This window comes from Rouxiella badensis, from assembly GCF_026967515.2.
GTDB classification, from domain to species: Bacteria; Pseudomonadota; Gammaproteobacteria; order Enterobacterales; family Enterobacteriaceae; genus Rouxiella; species Rouxiella badensis.
The window spans coordinates 2,567,186-2,587,684 of the sequence record NZ_CP114062.1 but is presented as its reverse complement, the minus strand read 5'-3'; the positions used below and the strand labels follow the sequence as shown (position 1 = coordinate 2,587,684).

At 52.6% G+C, this 20,499-nt stretch carries 16 protein-coding genes; 9 read left to right on the top strand and 7 right to left on the bottom strand.

Translation table 11 applies throughout. From position 1 onward, the window contains the following. Nucleotides 1-30 precede the first annotated feature (30 nt). On the bottom strand, nucleotides 31-1,137 hold the full coding sequence (locus tag O1V65_RS12040) for a YcbX family protein (protein WP_165428990.1): 1,107 nt from the start codon (nucleotides 1,135-1,137) through the stop codon (nucleotides 31-33). 239 nt (nucleotides 1,138-1,376) lie between these two features. On the opposite strand from O1V65_RS12040, the gene rlmKL reads away from it, so the two are divergent. From rlmKL to rmf, 6 genes are all read left to right on the top strand, one after another. Further along, nucleotides 1,377-3,497 carry a bifunctional 23S rRNA (guanine(2069)-N(7))-methyltransferase RlmK/23S rRNA (guanine(2445)-N(2))-methyltransferase RlmL gene (gene rlmKL / locus O1V65_RS12035; protein ID WP_017490514.1) on the top strand — a complete coding sequence of 707 codons (2,121 nt, stop codon included), beginning with the start codon at nucleotides 1,377-1,379 and terminating at the stop codon, nucleotides 3,495-3,497. Between the two features lie 5 nt (nucleotides 3,498-3,502). Further along, complete coding sequence (locus tag O1V65_RS12030) at nucleotides 3,503-5,407, top strand: ABC transporter ATP-binding protein (RefSeq protein ID WP_017490513.1); 1,905 nt, start codon at nucleotides 3,503-3,505, stop codon at nucleotides 5,405-5,407. A gap of 89 nt (nucleotides 5,408-5,496) precedes the next feature. After that, nucleotides 5,497-6,762, top strand: coding sequence for a membrane integrity-associated transporter subunit PqiA (gene pqiA, locus O1V65_RS12025; protein WP_017490512.1), 1,266 nt, complete (start codon nucleotides 5,497-5,499; stop codon nucleotides 6,760-6,762). Then, nucleotides 6,749-8,410, top strand: coding sequence for an intermembrane transport protein PqiB (gene pqiB, locus O1V65_RS12020; protein WP_084912987.1), 1,662 nt, complete (start codon nucleotides 6,749-6,751; stop codon nucleotides 8,408-8,410). Before pqiA ends, pqiB begins: the two co-directional genes overlap by 14 nt. Beyond that, on the top strand, nucleotides 8,411-8,992 hold the full coding sequence (gene pqiC, locus O1V65_RS12015; protein ID WP_192503487.1) for a membrane integrity-associated transporter subunit PqiC: 582 nt from the start codon (nucleotides 8,411-8,413) through the stop codon (nucleotides 8,990-8,992). It begins immediately after the preceding gene. Between the two features lie 260 nt (nucleotides 8,993-9,252). Then, nucleotides 9,253-9,420 (top strand): ribosome modulation factor, encoded by a 168-nt coding sequence (gene rmf, locus O1V65_RS12010; protein ID WP_269129755.1) that lies wholly within the window; start codon nucleotides 9,253-9,255, stop codon nucleotides 9,418-9,420. 201 nt (nucleotides 9,421-9,621) lie between these two features. Here the strand turns inward: rmf and fabA are convergent, their stop codons facing one another. Together fabA and O1V65_RS12000 are read right to left on the bottom strand one after the other, a co-directional pair. Further along, nucleotides 9,622-10,140, bottom strand: coding sequence for a bifunctional 3-hydroxydecanoyl-ACP dehydratase/trans-2-decenoyl-ACP isomerase (gene fabA, locus O1V65_RS12005; protein ID WP_017490509.1), 519 nt, complete (start codon nucleotides 10,138-10,140; stop codon nucleotides 9,622-9,624). Nucleotides 10,141-10,208: 68 nt separating this feature from the next. Continuing rightward, entirely contained in the window at nucleotides 10,209-11,972 is a 1,764-nt protein-coding gene (locus O1V65_RS12000; protein WP_165428994.1) for an AAA family ATPase, read from the bottom strand. A 220-nt stretch (nucleotides 11,973-12,192) separates the two neighbouring features. Here O1V65_RS12000 and matP point away from each other — a divergent pair, with 220 nt between their 5' ends. After that, nucleotides 12,193-12,651: a macrodomain Ter protein MatP gene (matP, locus tag O1V65_RS11995; RefSeq protein WP_017490507.1), complete on the top strand. Its 459-nt coding sequence runs from the start codon at nucleotides 12,193-12,195 to the stop codon at nucleotides 12,649-12,651. Nucleotides 12,652-12,772: 121 nt separating this feature from the next. On the opposite strand, the gene ompA is transcribed toward matP, so the two are convergent. Both ompA and sulA read right to left on the bottom strand, forming a co-directional pair. Then, nucleotides 12,773-13,846 (bottom strand): porin OmpA, encoded by a 1,074-nt coding sequence (gene ompA, locus O1V65_RS11990; protein ID WP_017490506.1) that lies wholly within the window; start codon nucleotides 13,844-13,846, stop codon nucleotides 12,773-12,775. Between the two features lie 356 nt (nucleotides 13,847-14,202). Then, a complete protein-coding gene (gene sulA / locus O1V65_RS11985; protein ID WP_081601386.1) occupies nucleotides 14,203-14,709 on the bottom strand; it encodes an SOS-induced cell division inhibitor SulA in 507 nt (168 codons plus the stop codon). A gap of 218 nt (nucleotides 14,710-14,927) precedes the next feature. Between sulA and O1V65_RS11980 the strand changes: the two genes are divergently transcribed. Beyond that, on the top strand, nucleotides 14,928-15,554 hold the full coding sequence (locus O1V65_RS11980; RefSeq protein WP_017490505.1) for a TfoX/Sxy family DNA transformation protein: 627 nt from the start codon (nucleotides 14,928-14,930) through the stop codon (nucleotides 15,552-15,554). A gap of 58 nt (nucleotides 15,555-15,612) precedes the next feature. On the opposite strand, the gene yccS is transcribed toward O1V65_RS11980, so the two are convergent. Both yccS and O1V65_RS11970 read right to left on the bottom strand, forming a co-directional pair. Further along, the gene (gene yccS, locus O1V65_RS11975; RefSeq protein WP_017490504.1) at nucleotides 15,613-17,769 is read right to left on the bottom strand and encodes a YccS family putative transporter; all 2,157 of its coding nucleotides are present in this window, start codon (nucleotides 17,767-17,769) and stop codon (nucleotides 15,613-15,615) included. Nucleotides 17,770-17,801: 32 nt separating this feature from the next. Further along, nucleotides 17,802-18,263: a YccF domain-containing protein gene (locus O1V65_RS11970; RefSeq protein WP_017490503.1), complete on the bottom strand. Its 462-nt coding sequence runs from the start codon at nucleotides 18,261-18,263 to the stop codon at nucleotides 17,802-17,804. Between the two features lie 162 nt (nucleotides 18,264-18,425). Here O1V65_RS11970 and helD point away from each other — a divergent pair, with 162 nt between their 5' ends. Beyond that, nucleotides 18,426-20,480, top strand: coding sequence for a DNA helicase IV (helD, locus tag O1V65_RS11965; RefSeq protein WP_227952741.1), 2,055 nt, complete (start codon nucleotides 18,426-18,428; stop codon nucleotides 20,478-20,480). Nucleotides 20,481-20,499 lie beyond the last annotated feature (19 nt).

Genomic DNA, 20,499 nt, shown 5'->3' with positions numbered 1-20,499 from the left:
ACCCCACGTTTCTTTATTTTTATAGCCTTTTTATTCCAATATTAAATCCGTCACCGGAACGCAGCTGCACGAGAGGATCTTGCCCTGTTTGCCGATGGCGCTGGACGTTAATGCCGTCACTTCGCCCTCGATCACGTTTAGTTTGCAGCTCCCGCAGATTCCCGCACGACACGAATAAGGGATGATAAATCCCTGTTGTTCAAGCTGTTCCAACAGGACTTGTTGATTGTTCCCCTTGAAAGCGGTGCCCTGATAAGTAATGGCGACCTCCTGTGCGGCCGTCTGCGACAGAGAGACCTTCTCCAGCACGTCACCGGCGCGATAGACACGGGCAGGGTGGGTTGCCAGCACTTCTACACTGTCGCCCGCCCGAATAATGCCCTCGTTTCGCGCAATCATGTTCTGCCCGAAATCGATGCTGCCGGTTTCAGAAGTGCGATAACCTTGCAGCGTTTTAAGTGGTTCACCGGCGGGATGCTTTCTGCCGCGTTCGGTGCTGATGGTGATCAGCACGCAGCGGCTACAGGGTTTTACCAAATCAAAAATAACGCTGCCGACGCGAATGGTTTTCCAGGTGTCTTCGGCATAGGCCTCAGCGCCGGTAACGACCAGATTAGGGCGGAACTGTTCGAGCTTCACGCTGGCCGGACAGCGTTGCTTTAGGTCGTGCAGCGAGGCTTCATTAATGAGTAAATAAGGAAAGCCGTCGGCGAAGGAGAGCGGTACCTGGGGCTGATTCTTAACGCGACGAGTCAACTCGGGTCCGACCCAGCGCATCTCAACCTCGCGTTTAAGATAGCCACTCAGCCATTGGTTGATATTTTTTGGCGCAGTCAGGGCGGTGAAATGGCTGCCCCACACCTCGGTCTCCAGCGGCTGTGGATTGAAGTCGCTGAATTTTATACAGACGCTTTCGCTTCCATCGGGAGAGGTTAAAATTAATCCATCGGGGAGCAAAGCGGGCGTAAACTGAACCAGTTGGGAGTCTTTTCGGGCGGTAATAAACTTTCCCTGCGGGTCGGTTAGCATAAAGAGGCGATCGAAGGCCAAGCCACTGGCTGTAACCTGAGCATGCGACAGTTGCAGACCGCGCATGGACTTGACGGGGTGAACGTATAATCTCGACAGGGTAATCACTTTGGGCTCCAGGCCGCGCCATCAGCAGACCTTTAACAGGATGCTTATGATGCGGGATAGGTCTCTTTTTGAATAGTAACCAGAGACTTTATGACAATCTTGCAGTATTAGCTATAATGCGCGCTCTTTTGTCCGCAGAACTTGAATCTTCACGTCAGGAACTCAGGGCACTCCTTGCCTGATTGATGGGTAGGGCTGTTTTTAATTGTAGGAAATAACTTCTAGGTGATTACGTCAATATGAACTCTTTGTTTGCCAGCACGGCGCGTGGATTGGAAGAACTATTAAAAAGCGAACTTGAAACGCTGGGTGCGCAGGCCTGCAAAGTGGTGCAGGGGGGAGTGCATTTTGAGGGCGACGATCGCCTGATGTACAAGAGTCTGCTCTGGAGCCGACTGGCATCACGCATCCTTCTTCCATTAAATGAATTTAAAGTTCATAGCGATCTCGACCTTTATCTGGGCGTGATGGCAATTGACTGGCCGTCTATCTTCGGCGTAGAAAAAACCTTCGCCGTGCACTTCAGCGGCCTGAATGACGAGATCCGCAACAGCCAGTACGGCGCGTTGAAGGTTAAAGATGCCATCGTCGACAGCTTCACCCGCAAGATTGACCAGCGTCCAAACGTCGCAAAACAGCAGCCTGATATTCGTGTCAACGTCTTCTTGCAGCGTGATACTGCAAGCGTTGCGCTGGATCTCAGCGGCGAAGGTCTGCATCAGCGTGGCTACCGTGATCTGACCGGTCAGGCTCCGTTGAAAGAGAACCTGGCAGCCGCGATCGTGATGCGTTCCGGCTGGCAGGTCGGGACACCGATGGTCGATCCGATGTGTGGTTCCGGTACGCTGCTTATCGAAGCGGCGATGATCGCGGGCGATCGTGCGCCGGGTCTGCATCGTCAGCATTGGGGCTTTACCGCCTGGTCTAAATTTGATGAAGCGCTGTGGCGTGAACTGACCACTGAAGCACAGGTGCGTACGCGCCGCGCGATTCAGGAAACCCCTTCTCGCTTCTTCGGTTCTGATATCGACCGTCGTGTCATCGAGATGGCGCGGTCCAACGCCCGTCGTGCAGGCGTGGCCGAGCTCATTAGCTTTGACGCGGCAGAAGTCGGCAAGCTGAAAAATCCTCTGCCGGAAGGCCCGGTAGGTACGCTCATCAGCAACCCGCCTTACGGCGAACGTCTCGAGAGCGAACCGGCGCTGATTGCCCTGCATAACCTGCTGGGTCGCATCGCCAAGACGCAGTTCGGCGGTTGGCAGCTTTCTCTGTTTAGCGCCTCGCCGGAGCTGTTGAGCTGTCTGCAGCTGCGCGCCGATCGTCAATTCAAGGCGAAGAACGGTCCGCTCGAATGTGTGCAGAAGAACTACCAGCTGGCAGAGAATCCTCAAGGCACAGCAGGGGCGCAGATTGCCGAAGATTTCGCTAACCGACTGCGTAAAAATGTTAAGAAATTGGAAAAGTGGGCGAAGCAGCAGGGCATTGAGTGCTACCGTCTGTATGACGCCGACTTGCCAGAATACAACGTGGCGGTTGACCGCTACGGCAGCAAAATTGTGGTACAGGAATATGCGCCACCGAAAACGATTGATGCGCAAAAGGCGCGTCAGCGTCTGTTTGACGTGATCAATGCCACGCTGTCGGTGCTGGATATTTCATCCAATCAGTTGGTGCTGAAAACGCGCGAGCGCCAGAAAGGCACCAGCCAGTACGAGAAGCTGGCGCAGAAGGGCGAGTTCCTGATGGTCGAAGAGTTTGGGGCCAAATTCTGGGTTAACCTGACCGACTATCTCGATACAGGCCTGTTCCTGGACCACCGTATTGCCCGCAAGATGCTGGGCGAAATGAGTAAAGGAAAAGACTTCCTTAACCTGTTTGCTTACACCGGTACCGCAAGCGTACACGCCGGTCTCGGCGGCGCGCGCAGCACCACCACGGTAGATATGTCGCGTACCTATCTCGAGTGGGCAGAGAAAAACCTGCGTGCCAACGGCCTGACGGGTCGCCAGCATCGTCTGATTCAGGCGGATTGCCTGTCATGGATGAGTAACGCCGATGAACAGTTTGACGTGATCTTCATCGATCCTCCGACGTTCTCCAACTCGAAACGTATGGCCGAAAGTTTTGACGTGCAGCGCGACCATTTGGCGCTGATGAAAGATCTCAAGCGCATTTTACGTCGCAACGGCACCATTATGTTCTCTAACAACAAACGCGGATTCCAGATGGATCTTGAGGGTCTGAGCAAGCTGGGTCTGAATGCAAAAGAGATAACCGGCCAAACGCTGTCTCAGGATTTTGCCCGTAACCGCCAAATTCACAACTGCTGGCTGCTCACTCATGCCGGCGAGGAAAAATAAAGTCTATGTCGTTAATTAGCATGTCAGGTGCATGGCTGTCCTTCAGCGATGCCCCCATTTTAGACAACACTGAATTACATATCGAACCTAACGAGCGCGTCTGTCTGGTTGGGCGTAACGGCGCGGGTAAATCAACGCTGATGAAGATCCTCAACCGCGAAGTGCCGCTGGATGACGGACGCATTGTGTATGAGCAGGACCTGATTGTTGCGCGTTTGCAGCAGGATCCTCCGCGCAACATCGGCGGCACGGTATTTGACTTCGTCTCCGAAGGCGTTGCCGAGCAGGCCGAGCATCTCAAAGCCTACCACGCGATTTCACATCTGGTCGAAAGCGACCCGAGTGAGAAGAACATGAACAAGCTGGCGCAGATTATGGAGATCCTCGATCACCAGGGCCTGTGGCAGCTCGACAGCCGTATTTCGGAAGTTCTGCTGCAGCTGGGTCTTGACGGTGATACCGAGCTTTCTGCACTGTCCGGCGGCTGGCTGCGTAAAGCGGCGCTGGGCCGTGCGCTGGTCAGCTCACCGCAGGTTCTGCTGCTTGACGAACCGACTAACCACCTGGATATCGAAAGTATCGCGTGGCTGGAAGAGTTCCTGAAAGAGTTCCAGGGCAGCATTATCTTTATCTCCCACGACCGTTCCTTCATCCGCAACATGGCGACGCGTATTGTCGACCTCGACCGCGGCAAGCTGGTGTCCTATCCGGGCAACTATGAGCTGTATCTGACCAGCAAAGAAGAAGCGCTGCGCGTGGAAGAGCTGCAAAATGCCGAATTTGACAAGAAGCTGGCGCAGGAAGAAGTGTGGATCCGCCAGGGCATCAAGGCACGTCGTACCCGTAACGAAGGCCGCGTGCGTGCACTGAAAGCCTTGCGTCGCGAGCGCTCCGAGCGCCGCGAAGTGATGGGCACCGCCAAAATGCAGGTGGAAGAAGCGGTTCGTTCAGGCAAGATTGTCTTCGAAATGGAAGACGTCAGCTACAATGTGTCTGGTAAACAGCTGGTTAGCCATTTCACCGCCCAGGTTATGCGTGGCGACAAGATTGCGCTGGTAGGCCCGAACGGCTGTGGTAAAACGACGCTGCTCAAGCTGATGTTAGGTCAGCTCGAAGCCGACAGCGGCCGCGTTCACTGCGGTACCAAGCTGGAAGTTGCCTACTTCGACCAGCACCGTGCCGAGCTCGACCCAGAACGCACCGTGATGGACAACCTGGCAGAAGGCAAGCAAGAGGTGATGGTCAACGGCCGTTCACGTCACGTGCTGGGCTATCTGCAGGACTTCCTGTTCCACCCAAAACGCGCAATGACCCCGGTCAAGGCGCTGTCCGGCGGTGAGCGTAACCGTCTCCTGCTGGCTAAACTGTTCCTGCGCCCAAGCAACCTGTTGATTCTCGATGAACCAACCAATGACCTTGACGTAGAAACGCTGGAACTGCTGGAAGAGCTGATCGACAGCTACCAGGGTACCGTTATGCTGGTCAGCCACGACCGTGAATTCGTCGACAACTCCGCGACCGAATGCTGGATCTACGAAGGCGACGGCGTGATTAACAGCTACGTCGGCGGTTATCACGATGCGCACCATCAGCGTAAATCCCAGCGCGTGCTGCGTCAGTCTGCACCGGTAGAGACTAAAGCGGCGGCGGCGGTAAAAGCTGAGCCGGTAAAACGTACTGCGAATAAACTGAGCTACAATCAACAGCGTGAGCTGGAACAGTTACCTCAGAAAATCAGTGAGTTGGAAACACGTATCGAAGAACTCGGCAAGCAGATGAGTGACGCCGACTTCTTTACGCGCCCTCACGATGAAACCCAGCAAGTATTGAATGCCCTTGCCAGTGCCGAGCTCGAATTAGAGCAGGCGTTTGAGCGTTGGGAAGCGCTTGAAGCCCAGAAAAACGGCTAAGGTTGCGTCTTGGCTTTACCGCTTTCCCAGTGAAGGGAAGGCGGTAAGGTTTTCGGTTTTCCCCGTGTTTCGCCATTGAGGAGTTGAATGTGTGTTCACACTCTCATGACCCGCACATACTGTGTCCCGACTGTGATTTATTGGTGACGCTGCCCGCACTGCAATATGGCCAAAAGGCCAGCTGTCCTCGTTGTAAATCTACGCTGACCACGCGCTGGAAAGAGCCGCGTAAACGGCCGCTTGGCTACGCGCTTTGTGCACTCTTCATGCTGGTGCTGGCGAATATGTTCTCGTTCGTGAACATGAACGTCAAAGGGCTGACCAGCCAGATAACCCTGATTCAAATTCCGCAGGTGCTGGTGGCAGATGACTACGCCAGTATGGCGTCGCTGTTTATGATTGTGGTCCAGCTTATTCCGGCATTTTGTATGCTGGCAATCGTTATCCTCTGCGGAAGAGCGCCGCTACCCAGGGCGTGGAAGATTCGTATCGCTTGGATCCTGTTCCACCTTAAACCCTGGTGTATGGTCGAGATTTTCCTCGCCGGCGTATTAGTGAGCTTTGTTAAGCTTATCGCCTACGGTGAAGTGGGGATCGGCACCAGCTTTATTCCCTACGTTTTGTTCTGTTTACTTCAGGTACGCGCATTCCAGTGCACAGACCGTTACTGGCTGTGGAATCAGGCGGCACCGACACCGACGATTGCTCAGCCTTTACGCGTTGGGCAAAGCGGCCTCTCGCAGGGGCTGCGCTCCTGCGAATGCTGCATGGCGATACTGCCGGCAAAGCAGTCAGTGTGTCCGCGTTGTACCAGCAAGGGACATGCGCGTAAGCGCTACAGCCTACAGTGGACCATGGCGCTGCTGGTGACGTCGCTGATGCTGTATATCCCGGCCAACTTGATGCCTATCATGATTACCCAGTCACTGGGAACCAAGATGACCTCGACCATTATGGCGGGCGTGGTGTTCCTTTGGGGAGAGGGCTCTTATCCGATAGCGATGGTGATTTTTATCGCCAGTATCATGGTGCCGTCGCTGAAAATGTTGGCGATCGCCTGGCTGTGCTGGGACGCACAAAGCCGCAAACGGGTCGACCGCGAGAGGCAGCACGTCATCTATGAGGTGGTGGAGCTGGTGGGTCGTTGGTCGATGATTGACGTTTTCGTTATCGCGGTGCTCTCGGCGCTGGTCAGAATGGGGCAGTTAATGAGTATTTATCCAGATATCGGCGCCTTGCTGTTTGCATTGGTCGTGATCCTCACGATGTTCGCCGCAACCACTTTCGATCCCCGTTTGATTTGGGATCGCTCAGGAACCTTTGATAATAAGGAGCAACGCGATGGCGGAAAATAAACACACCCGGGATGAAAACACCTCGGGTGAAGCCGAAGTCGGGAGTATCAAGCGCTGGTCTCCAGTGTGGATAATCCCGATCCTGACCGCCCTCATCGGCGGCTGGATCCTGTTTTATCACTTTAGTCATCAGGGACCGGAGGTGACGCTGATTACCTCGTCGGCGGAAGGCATTGAAGCCGGTAAAACGAGCATAAAAAGCCGTAACGTTAACGTGGGGCAGGTCGAAACGGTCAGTCTGAGCGCTGACCTACAGCAGGTCATTATCAAGGCACGACTCGATTCTGGCATGGAAAAAATGCTCAAGAACGACTCGGTGTTTTGGGTCGTGAAACCGCAGATTGGGCGTGAAGGGATTTCAGGGCTCGGCACGCTGCTGTCTGGCGCCTATATCCAGCTTCAGCCGGGATCTAAAGGCGAAGAGAAAGAGCAATACAAGTTACTTGACGCACCGCCGTTGGCTTCTCCGGACGCCCAGGGTATTCGCGTTATTCTGACCAGTGACCGTGCCGGTCAGCTAAATCCAGGCGATCCGGTGCTGTTCCGCGGCTTCCAGGTGGGGACGGTGGAAACCAGCCACTTCGACCCGCAGTCGCGTAAGATTCGCTATCAGCTGTTTATCCGTGCGCCATATGATGGCCTGGTGACCACCAACGTGCGTTTCTGGAAAGAGAGCGGGGTGAACTTTGATATGTCTTCTGCCGGCATTCGCGTCGAAATGGGCTCGCTCACCACGCTGTTTAGCGGTGGCGTCAGCTTCGACGTGCCAGACGGTTGGGAAGCCGGTAACAAAGCCGACAACAGCGCGTCCTATGCCCTGTTCAACGACCAGCGCAGCATTCAGGACTCTCTGTATACCAACCATACCGACTATGTGCTGTTCTTCAGCGATTCGGTGCGTGGTCTGCAGCCGGGAGCGTCGGTTGAGTTCCGCGGTATTCGTTTGGGTACGGTCGGCCAGGTGCCTTATGAGAAGTTTGGTATGGCGAGCCAGATCGACAGCGGTTACAGCATTCCGGTCTTGATTCGCATCGAGCCTGAGCGTTTCAACAAACTGCTGGGTAAAAACTTCAACATGGATGAACAGCTTCAGGCGGCGCTCAAGCATGGTCTGCGCGCATCGTTGAAATCTGCCAACCTGCTGACCGGTTCGCTGTACGTCGATCTGGACTTCTACCCTAACGCCAAGCCTTGGACCGGACCGAAGTCTATTGATGGTCAGGCGCTGTTGCCGACGGTGAGTGGGGGTCTGGCACAGATCCAGCAGAAACTGATGGCAACCCTGGATAAGATCAACGCCTTGCCGTTGAATCCAATGATTACGGAAGCGACCAAGACGCTGGCGCAGAGTCAGAAAACGCTGCAATCGACGCAGAAAACCATCGACTCGCTCAACGCCATTGTCTCGAGCAAAGAGATGAAGAATCTGCCGCAGGATATGCAGAAAACGCTGTTGCAGCTTAATCGCAGCATGCAGGGCTTCCAGCCTGGTTCACCGGCCTACAACAAGATGGTCGATGATATGCAGCGTCTGGATGAAACGCTGCGTGAACTGCAGCCAGTGCTCAGGACTCTGAATCATAAGAGTAATGCGCTGGTATTCGCCGCCCCAGGGCAAGATGATCCTCAGCCGAAGAAGGCCAAATAAATGATGAAATGGATACCTGTCGTCTTAGCGTTGTTCCTGGCTGCCTGTAGCAGCGACGGTAAAAAAACCTATTACCAACTGCCGACTGTCAACAGTTCGGCACCGGTAGCGGTGGTGAGTGCAGGCGGTGGGCTAACGCCTGCCGCACAAAAACCGAAGCTGTGGATTTCTCAGGTTAGCGTGGCCGACTTCCTCGGTACCTCGGGTCTGGTTTACCAGACTAACGACGTGCAGTACGTGATGGCGGCCAATAACCTGTGGGCCAGTCCGCTTGACCAACAGCTGCAGCAGACTCTGCAAACCTACCTCGGCCGCAATCTGCCGGGCTGGGTTGTATCAGGCCAACAGGCCAGTGATGGCAATCAGGAGCAGCTTTCTGTGAACGTAACAGGGTTCCATGGGCGCTATGACGGCAAGGCCGTCATCAGCGGCACATGGACGCTTACGCGTGATGGGCAGGTCAGCCAGCATAACTTCAATATCGAGCTGAAGCAGAATCAGGATGGTTATGATGCGCTGGTCAGGACCTTGGCGACGGGTTGGGAACAAGAAGCCAACAGCATCGCCCTGCAAATAAGATAAATTCTTTTTATTAGTTCGATAAAAAATCCCGCTTCCTGGTCATTCAGGGGGCGGGATTTTTTTATTGGCGATCAGGTGCCTGAGGCTTTAGCTGCGCGATTAGCTTGCGCGCAATCAATAAAGATAGCGCAATATTGTGACAGTGGCGTGAATTTTGCGCATTGACCTACGGGAGAATCGGGGCTATTTGTTAGGTGTGGACGCAGTTAAGCGGACACTGTTTTCTTTCCACTTGACCTGAATAATGAGGGACACGAGGCATGAAGAGACAAAAACGCGATCGCCTGGAACGGGCACAATCACGTGGATACCAAGCAGGTATTGTAGGACGTTCGAAAGAAATTTGTCCTTACCAATCGATAGATGCGCGGTCACACTGGCTTGGAGGTTGGCGAGAGGCCATGGAGGTTAGGGCAGTTAACGCGTAAGTCTACCCCTGACAGTAAAAGGATAACCTCCGCAATTTGACAGCAAACTGCGGAGGTTTTTTACCCTTCATATCTGGAATTTATGCTGCGTTGGCGTCTCTGATGCCCCCCAGTCACCTACTTTTGTTTCTGTAAGCTCCTGAAATTCACTCTTTCGCCATGTTGCCTAAATCCAAAATTACCTGGGTAACGCTTTATTTTTTAGAAAGCGGCGGTGTCTTTGAACAGACCCACTTTCAGGTCAGTGGCGGTATAGATAACTTCGCCGTCAACCAACACTTCACCGTCTGCCACACCCATGATCAGTTTACGATTGATCACGCGTTTGAAGTTCAGACGATAAGTCACTTTCTTAGCCGTTGGCAGCACCTGACCGGTGAATTTCACTTCGCCAACGCCCAGTGCGCGGCCTTTGCCTTCGCCACCCAGCCAGCCGAGATAGAAACCGACCAACTGCCACATCGCGTCCAGACCCAGACAACCAGGCATCACCGGATCGCCGATGAAGTGGCATCCGAAGAACCACAGATCGGGATTGATATCTAATTCGGCTTCAACATAACCCTTATTGTGGCTACCGCCGTCTTCGGTCATTTTGACGATGCGGTCCATCATCAGCATATTGCCCGACGGCAATGGTGGTCCACCTGCTCCGAAAAGTTCGCTTTTGCCAGAGGCTACGAGGTCTTCTTTCGTATAGGATTCGCGTTTATCTACCATGTTGTATGTAAGCCTTATTTTGTTGAAGCACGCATCTTAGCTAACAGCTGTAAGCCGAACAAGTCCGATCAGCTGTGCGAAAACCAATTTAACCAGCGCAGTGGCCACGGATAACGAGGGCGCTCGGATAAGGTTGCCTGAGCAATCCTCTCCTGAATAAGTCCCAACAGCGTCGGACTTTCCTCGTTTTCCTCTTGATTCGTAAAGAGTAAACCGGTCAGGATAGGCAGCGCATCGGCCGCATTCTCAACCGCCCACAGGTGGAACTTGCCATCGCGAACCGCTTCAATAACCTGCGGGTGCAGGCAGAGATTGCGTACGTTAGCCGTAGGAATAATCACGCCTTGCTTGCCGGTCAATCCACGACGTTGGCAAACCTCGAAGAATCCTTCGATTTTTTCATTGGCCCCGCCGATAGGCTGTACGTTGCCGAATTGGTCAACCGAACCCGTCACCGCGATTTGCTGATTGATAGGCTGCATCGCCAACGCACTGATCAGCGCACACAGTTCGGCCAGCGAGGCACTGTCGCCATCAACCTCACCATAGCTCTGCTCGAACACAATCGAGGCAGAGAAGGGGAGCGGCTGATCGAGCTCCAGTTCGGCAATCAGGAAGGCCTGCATAATCATCATGCCTTTAGCATGAAGATTGCCGCCAAGCTCTGCCTTACGTTCTACGTCGGTGAATTCTCCATCACCGGTATGCACAACGCAGCTAATACGTGAAGGTTCACCGAAGGCGCGCGGATGCCCCGGATATTCCAGCACCGACAGGCCGTTAATTTGACCAATCACTTCTCCATCGGTCTCGATCAGAATCTGACCCAGCTCGATTTCATCCTGCATACGCTCCTGAAGATAGCTTTCACGCCATGCGCGGGTCGAAATCGCCGCGTCGAAAGATTTGGCGGTGAGCTCAGGATCGTCATTATAAAGCTCGGCCTCGCTCAGTTGAGCCGAGAGCCAGGTTGGGCAAAGGGGCAAGCAGCCCTGATCGCCACTAAAGCGCACCGCAGCCTTGAACAACTCAGGCCATGCGTCGGCGGCAAGGCGCGGGATCTCGAGTTCGTCGGCCAACGTATTGACATAGGCACACCATTTTTCCATGTCGTCATTGTCGGCCAGAGGCAGGTCAGCTTCAAACTCACCGTAGAACGCCGACTCCAGCAGCTCCGGCTCCATATCATTCAGCTCGCCCAGAGAGACGCGATCGCCAACCAGGATAAGCTTAACGTCTAACGGCATCGGCGGAATATTTACCGGCAGCGGGCGCGTTTCATCGGGAGAAACCCAATGGTAGCTTTCCTGGGTGATCATCTGCTTAAGGCGCAGCCACAGCAACGGCTGGGCCAGCAGCGAGCGGATAGACAGGATCAGTACGCCGCCATTAACCTGATGAATTAAACCGGGCTGAAGCTCAATCTGGTCCTTATAGATGCGGACACAGCCAAAGAGTTGCTCGGGTTCAATCCATTCCTGATAAAGACAGCTCGACGTTCCGCTGAAAGGGGCCGTTGGGTCCTGTGCGGGCAGTACCTGAACGTGACGTCCGTCAATATGGTACTGGCTGCCGACAATTTCTTCAGCTTCTGGCAGCAGGTCGTTAACGACAGAGGCCAGACGCGAGAGATAATCGCGACTTTCCTGGCCTTTGACCGTCATAAAACGCGTGCGCGAATTAGGGAAGCAGAAAAGGGAAAGTCCATTCTCAAGACGAGGCTGAATAAGGGAAAAATCGACCGGGGCCAACTGATCCGCTGTAGCAAAAATTGTCTGGTATGGCGTAGAGTCCGGCAGTAAGAGCTGCCAATCAAGTCGGTTATTGGTCAATGTGTTAGCTGTAGTCTTCAAAAGGGAAAGGGCGATTATACAAGAATAAGCCGTGCTGCATACCACGAGAGTCACGGTTAGCCCATGCAGATGTGACATTATGCAGTTTATGGGTGAAATTTAACCACTTACCTCTGGTAATGTCGTGACATATTTAGGGAAAAAAGTGACATAATGCTGCTATGCTTATCAACGTTAGATGGTCACAGAAGAGCCTGCGATGAAATATCAGCAACTGGAAAACCTTGAGAGCGGTTGGAAATGGAAGTATCTGGTAAAAAAACACCGCGAAGGTGAAAGGATCACCCGCCACATCGAGAACAGTGCGGCGCAGGATGCTGTGGAGCAGCTTCTCCGATTAGAAAACGAACCGATCAAAGTGCTCGAGTGGATAGATAACCACATGAGTAAAGCGCTGGATAATCGTCTGAAGCAGACTATTCGTGCGCGTCGTAAGCGTCATTTCAATTCGGAGCATCAGCACACGCGTAAAAAGTCTATCGATCTCGAGTTTCTGGTTTGGCAGAGACTGGCTGCCTTGGCCCAGCGGCGTGGCGTTACCCTGTCGGACACCATCATTCAGCTGCTCGAAGATGCGGAACGCAAAGAAAAGTACGCCAATCAAATGTCTTCGCTCAAGCAGGATCTTTTGCAGATCCTCGACAACAAAGAAAGCTAACGCGATCCCTTTATGCGTCTGGTTACACCCCGCCTGCTGTTTTATCTCTTTTTACGCCATAAAAAAAACCCCGCAATGCGGGGTTTTTAAAGTCAGGTCTATCAGAAGATAGCGCTATTACTTAAGCCTGTGGCTGAGTAACAACGTCTTTGATACCTTTAACTTCGATTTCTACGCGACGGTTAGGTGCGAAGGCTGCGATCTGAGCTTTAGTAGCACGACCAGATTTGTAACCGAAGCTACCGGTCAGCTGATCTGCTTCACCGCGACCCTGTGCAGAGATCTTGTTAGAAGGGATACCTTTAGATACCAGGTAATCCACTACTGATTGAGCGCGTTGCTCAGACAGTTTCTGGTTAGATGCTTCTGAACCTACTGGGTCGGTGTAACCCAGAACCACGACTGAACCGTCTTTCGGATCCAGTGAGCTCAGCTGGGTGTACAGCTGATCCAGTGCCTGACGGCCTTCTGGTTTCAGAGTAGATTTGCCGAAGGTGAACAGAACGTCAGACTTCAGAGTGAACTTGTGAGTCTGAACAACTGGAGCTGGAGCTGGTGCTGGAGCAACAACTGGAGCTGGCGCTTCACCCTGGCCGAAACGGTAAGAAACACCGACAGACAGAGTTGCGTTATCAGGACGTGCACCCACGGTAGCAGCATCACCGATGTTGTTAACCCACTGGTAATCCAGACGGGTTGCCCAGTTTTTGGTCAGTGCGTATTCGAAACCAACTGCAGCCAGTGGAGAAACACCGGTGTCGTTGTCGCTTACGCGGTTGCCGTTGCCAAAGTTACCTTTAGCGTCTGCACGCCAAACCATACCACCCAGACGAGTGTAGATATCCAGATCGTCAGTCAGTGGGTAGCTCAGTTTAGCAGTCAGCTGAACGCCTTGTGCTTTGAATGCGCCGTTGTTTACGCTGCCTTTGTAAGCCATGCGGCCAAGCCAGTCATATCCCAGTTCGAAGCCCAGGTATGGGTTCGCTTGGTAACCTACAAACGCACCGGCACCCAGTTGGCTGTCGTGAGTTGGACCGTTGCCAATACCATTGTAAGCATTAGCGAAACCAGTATCGTGATACTGGGACCAGCCCAATTTACCACCGGTGTACCAGGTGTTATCTTGCGGTGCGGCTTGCGCTACGGTAGCGAAACCTGCCAGTGCCACTGCTAATGCGATAGCTGTCTTTTTCATTTTTGCGCCTCGTTATCATCCAAATAGGCAATTGAGCTTTAAGCTTTAAGCCCTTGGTTAAATTCCTTCGTCCAAGTTATTGCTTCACTTAGGTACTTGCCACTTTTCGTAGGCATTATAAGAGCAACCTTGGCGAACTAAAGTCTACAACGTGGCGAGAAAGTTACAAGCTTGATGTGATTACGCTCAGGAAAAAAACGGGAAAATGTACACATTTCTTAACATCATAGACAAAATGTTGACGAAACTATGTGTTTTTAAACCTCAAAAACACCCGTTTTTACTGGCTCCGGCGCGATAATCAGCACGAATCACTAATAAACGGATTATTTTTGTCAGATTACTCCTAAATTGAATTAATGGTACACGGAGGAATGAATTTTTACTGCTGGAGGTTGTCCGGCACCTGAAAATCGATCTTCCAGGGGCTTCATGATGAAGCCATAAGATCCTCCGGTTTCTGCAGCGACTTGTAATCTTTTGCGATCTGAGTCACTTAATTCTGGCAGCCAACCGAGTACTACACTGTAGTTACCTGTCAATAAAGCGCGCTCCATGGCATCGACGGATGCAATACCTTCAAGCTGACTCACCTGAACTATCTTGTCCACGGGTAAACCCGATTGGGCCAACCAGCGACGGCTCAGTTTTTGGGTTGGAGTAAGCCAAAGCAGCCAGCGAGACTGTGCACCGAGATGGTGGAGCAGCGGTAAGAGCAATTGCGTCAAAGCCGGCTGATTTTCACTATAGACGAACTCGCTCAGTAAGCCACTGTTAGCCGTTGAATTTTGGCATATTGGCGTCGCGTTTGCCGATAAAGGATGCTGACTGAAATGAGAATGATGACGATGATGAGTTCGCATAGTGTTGTTCCACCAGTTAGTTACTGTACGGATATACAGTACTGTGCATATGGCGAGAGATCAACCTAATTTTTCCAAGATATCTCGCAACTCTTGAAGTTAATCGTCGAGAAAGAGAGTTTAGATTTGGCTGCGTAAGAGGGTTTGAGTATTTTGCTTAAAGGGTTCATGTAGTATCAAATCTCACTTCGTTTGAATTAAGCGATAAGGAAATCAATATGTTAAATGAAACTAAAAAAAAGATTGCTCAATCCATAGCTTTGTTATCACCTTTGGGTGTGATTCATTCTCGGCCTCAATTCGGGGGGTACAGCCTGTCGTACGGTGATGCGATGTTTGCGCTGGTGGCGGACGGAGAGCTGTATCTGCGCGCCACCAATGAAAACGAAGAAATAATGAGGCAGATGGCTATGCGGCAGTTTGTTTATCACAAACGAGGTATCGAGATCCTGTTGCGCTATTTTCAGGTGGGTGAGTCACTTTGGCAGCAGCCTGAGCGGCTGATTAAGCTGGCGAATGATGCTATTCGGGGGATGCAAATTGAAAAGGCAGCGAAGAAGAACGATCCGAGGAGGCTAAAGGATTTGCCGAATATCAATTTATCGATGGAGCGAATGCTGTGGCAGATTGGCGTTAAAAATTCCGCCGAACTTCGAATGCAGGGGGCCATTAAAACCTACGTTAAACTCTGCTCAGTGAAAAAGGTGCCGGGCATCCTTACGCTATTTGCCCTCGAAGGGGCGATTCTGGGGTATCACATGTCGGTGTTGCCCGTCCCGTCGCGCGCCAGATTGACCGACTGGTTTAATATCTTTACTCAGGAAGAGCAGGGGATAAGGGCCTAGCGTCGGGCCAGCGGAAAACACAGGTTCTCCGCTGGCCTTGTTTTAGCGGCTTAAGCGCTTAAACGTTAGGCCCTTTCCCGGCTGGGGAAATTTTATTATTAAGGCTGGTCATTTCAGGAATATGTTCCAGCAGTAGCCTAATTTGTTGCAGAACTAGTTGCTCTTTGGTGTCCGACGCCGTCGTTTTGGCTTGAATACGTTCGGAGAGCGTATGAAGCAATTCTTTGACCTGAGAGTCATCTGTCCCTTCATGATGCAGTGCGCTATCGACATAGCGCGTTGCATCATCAAGCAGCGTCAAGGTTTCACTGTCTTCAAGCTTTTCGCGGTGTGCGCCCAGCGCGGATATATAGCTGAGCATGGTGTGATTCAGGCACAGCAGGCGGAAAGCCGCGTCAAGCGTGTCTCTGTCGTTATCTTTCTCGGAGGTCATGTTCGAGACAACCGACGCCAATTCTGCGTCACAGTTATGTGCATCCCTTCTGGCAATACGATATTCAAGACCGTTGTCTTTGCCCTGATGATACTGAACCAAAATGGCATCCAGATAGCGACAGTTAGCATAAAAGGTCTTGTTAACCACCGTCGGTAGCTGGCGAAAACGCCAGTCGGGCCAGATAAAGCTGACGGCGAACCAGGCAATCAGACAACCTATTAGCGTGTCGATGATTCGGGGTATGGCAACCTCGAACCCTTGTCCCATCAGATTAAACAGCAGCAGCGCCAACAGCGTGATAAACATCGTGGCATGTGCGTATTGCACGCTGCGAAAGGTGAAAAACAGCATCCCGCAGATGACGATTAAAATCATTTGTCCTTCGAGAGAAGGAATGAAATACAGAATCGGCATGCCTAACGCGACGCCCGCTAATGTGCCAACAACGCGCAGCGCCAATCTTCTTCGCGTGGCGCTATAGTTTGGCTGGCAGACGAACAGGCTGGTCAGCAGGATCCAGTAGCCGTGGCTCAGTCCGCTTATCTGAATAAACGCATAGCCAAAAAGCAGCACCGCAGACATACGCACCGCGTGGCGAAATAGCGCAGACTTTGGCGTCAGATGGCGCGAAATACGCAGCCAGATATCCTGAAATCCGGTGAGTTTGTCATCGGCAAAGGTTTTAGGTCCGGCGGTCGCCGCTTCCGACAGCGCCTGCTCTGACTCGATGTTAGACAATTGGGCATCTATGGCGCGGAGGTTTTTAATCAGGTGACGTAATGCCTTGATAAGACGACTGTCCGGGCTGAGCGCCATCTGACGCTCGATGGCCTCACCCAGTCGAACAAAGGCGCGCTCGAACAGTGGATTGTGCTGATATTTTTGGCGATAAAGAATGCACTGTGAAAGCTGCTGACAGGCTACCGACTGCATACTCATGAGTCTTTGCAGACGGAATAAAATATCCGTGTGGTGAAACTGTTCGGAAAGCCGCTGATAGTTGACGTGAATCGAACTGGCGCGTTCGTGTATATCCTGTGCCACAAAATAATATTGCAGCGTGCGGCGGGTTCCCTTCTGACCGCGGTCACCCTTTAAGCGGCTCTGCAACGCGGTTTTGGTCTCATTCAGCGTGGTCACTAACTGGCCGTTAGCCATCGCCAGATTGACCAGCTGTTTGCTGTTATCACCTTCTTGATCGGGGTCAAACAGGGTGGATTTTGCATCCAGATACACCGCCAGTTTCTGATAGCAGCGTGAAATATTATCCTGTAGTGGGCGAATCGGCAAAAGCACGTGTCCAGTCAGCGTGAGCAGGTAATACCATACGGTACCCGTCAACAGCAGCGCAGATTGCTCATACCAGACCTGATAAACGTTATTAATGCCGAGCATGGTATAGATGGCAATCAGCAGCGCGCCAAAGGCGATGGTGGCATAACGTTGTCCTAACGCACCCAACAGAATAAAGCCACAGGTAGACAGCGCCAGACCCACGGCGAACAGCCACGGATGAGGAAAAAGCAGTACTACCGACACCGAGGCGACAAAGAAAGAGACAAGTGTGATCAGCAGGTTACGAAGGCGACCCGCTAGCCTGTCATCCAGATCGCTTAATCCGGCCGCTACGACGCCGAGCGTGAGCGGAATGGTCAGTTTAGGTTGAGAAAGTAGCCAGGGACCGGCAACGGTCCCCGCAAGTGCGATAAAAATACGAATGCTGTACAGCAAATTACTGTTGTAAGCATAGCGTCTCAAACCTGGCGCAATTGAAAGCACGGAGTACTCCAGCAAGAAGGTTAATTATAGGTTCAGCGGATACGTCCGTTATTTCTTAAACGCGCGGCGCTCGCCTCTCTGGCCTGTTTTGCCATCTCAACGGACACCACGCGTCTGCCCACTGGCCACAGGGCTATCGCGGCAATCTTGAAGTTGGCGATGCCGACCGGGATACCAATGATGCTGATGCACTGGGCGATGCCGGCGATGATGTGAGACAGACACAGCCACCAGCCGAAGAAAATCAGCCAGAAGATATTGAGCAAGGTACCGCTGCCAGAAAGCAGCACATTGCGTTTTTCAGGATATAATTCATCAACGTGTACCGCTTCATTACCAAAAGGCAAAAATGAAAGGCGGGTGATTTCCCAGCAGGAGCGGGTCAGGGGCAGCGTAAAAATCAGCACAATGCTGACCAGAGTGGCAAACAGCCAGGCGAGAGTGGTGAAGAAACCACCCAACACGAAATTGAGAATGTTCAGTACAGTACGCATAAAAAGTCCCGTCTTTGATTTAAGCTTTCCAACGCCATTGCGTTACGTTTATTCCTACTCTTATGTATTCTACTCTGTTTTTGGCGCTGGAGCGCCACTGCCTATCGCAGGTAAACTCCCTTTGGGTATCGCTCATAAAATTAAAAAACATGGCGCATTAACATGGAACTGAAATCGACATCATTTGGCAAGCATCTGGCACAGCACCCTTACAATCGGGTGCGGCTTCTGAACGCGGGGGTCGAGGTCAGCGGCGATAAGCATCATTATCTAATTCCGTTTAATCAGCTGATTAACATCCGCTGCAAGCGCGGCATCGTCTGGGGCGAGCTTGAGTTCGAGCTTCCCGAGCAGAAGGTGGTCCGACTGCATGGCACTGAATGGCAGGAAACGCAGAGGTTCTACCATCATTTGCTGAAGGTATGGGAGAGCTGGAGTCAGGAGATGAGTGAGGTCAGTGCGGGCGTTTTACAGCAGCAGGTTGAAAATATTACCCGCATCGAGCAGCAGGACAGTTGGTTCAAACGTTCACGTCTCGCCGAGGTGCAGACAAAAATTAAGCGTGCCTTTGAAGCGATACCGGTTCCGGTGGAAAGGCTTGTCGAATTCGACAACTGCCGTGACGATTATGAAACCTGCCTGCGCTGGCTGAATCAGGGCGCTCAAAGCGTGGTTCAGCGCAATCTGGCGTGGACTGAGCAGGTTATCAGCCAAAATCGTGACTTTTTTGACAGCGTCGAGACCTCTCCGCTCAATGACAGTCAGTGTCGCGCCGTGGTGAACGGTGAGGACGCGGTGCTGGTGCTCGCGGGGGCGGGCAGCGGCAAGACGTCTGTGCTAGTGGCCCGGGCTGGTTGGCTGCTGCGTCGTCAGGAAGCGCTCCCCGAACAAATTTTGCTGCTGGCGTTTGGGCGACAGGCGGCAGACGAAATGAACACCCGCATCAAAGAACGACTTCAGATTGACGGTATTAAAGCCAAAACCTTCCACGCACTGGCGCTGCAAATCATTCAGGAAGGCAGCAAGAAAGTCCCCAAAATCAGTAAGCTCGAAACCGACAGCAAAGCGTGCAGAAGCCTGCTGGTGAAAACCTGGCAGCAGCAGTGCGCAGAAAAAAAAGCGCAGGCCAGCGGCTGGCGTCAGTGGTTAACTGACGAGCTCGAGTGGGACGTGCCTGAGGGCGACTATTGGAAAAACAAGGCCTTGGCCGAACGGCTGGGGAGTCGCCTCGAACGATGGCTGGGGCTAATGCGCTCGCACGGCGGCAGCCAAGCCGAGATGGTTGAGCAGGCCTCTGACGAGGTGCGAGAGCTTTTCCAAAAAAGAGTTCGCCTGATGGCTCCGTTAATGAAAGCGTGGAAAGCCAAACTAAAAGAAGAGGACGCCGTCGATTTCTCCGGGCTTATCCATCAGGCCATCAATATCCTCGAAAAGGGCCGTTTCGTCAGTCCGTGGAAGCACATTCTGGTCGATGAATTTCAGGACATTTCGCCGCAGCGTGCACGGCTATTGTCCGCACTGCGTAAGCAAAACAGCCAGACGGCATTGTTTGCAGTTGGGGATGACTGGCAGGCGATTTACCGCTTTAGCGGCGCCGAGCTTGAGCTGACCACCGCGTTTGCCCATCACTTTGGTGAAGGCGCCCAGTGCGCACTGGATACCACTTATCGCTTTAATGACAGAATCGGAGAGATTGCCAATCGTTTCGTATTGCAGAATCCTCATCAGCTAAAAAAACCGCTTAACAGCCTCACTCGGGGCAATAAAAAGAACGTCGTCATACTCCCGGAAGACCAGATTGAGAAACTGCTCGACAAGCTGAGTGGTTTCGCTGAGGACGACGATCGGATCCTGATTCTGGCCCGTTATCATCACTTACGGCCTGAAGTGCTGGAAAAGGCGGCGACGCGTTGGCCTAAACTGAATCTCGATTTTATGACCATTCATGCCAGCAAAGGTCAGCAGGCGGAATACGTGATAATTGTTGGACTGCATGAAGGCAAAGACGGTTTCCCGGCAGCGGCGCGTGAGTCAGTGATGGAGGAAGTGTTACTGCCTAAACCAGAGGATTTTGCCGATGCGGAAGAGCGTCGACTGCTGTATGTGGCGATCACCCGAGCGAAACATCAGGTCTGGCTGATGCAGGACAAAGAGCGACCCTCGGTATTTATTGAGCAGTTAGAGGCGCTGGGGGTGCCCACGCAGCGTAAGCCGTAACGGTTAAAACGCGTCGCCC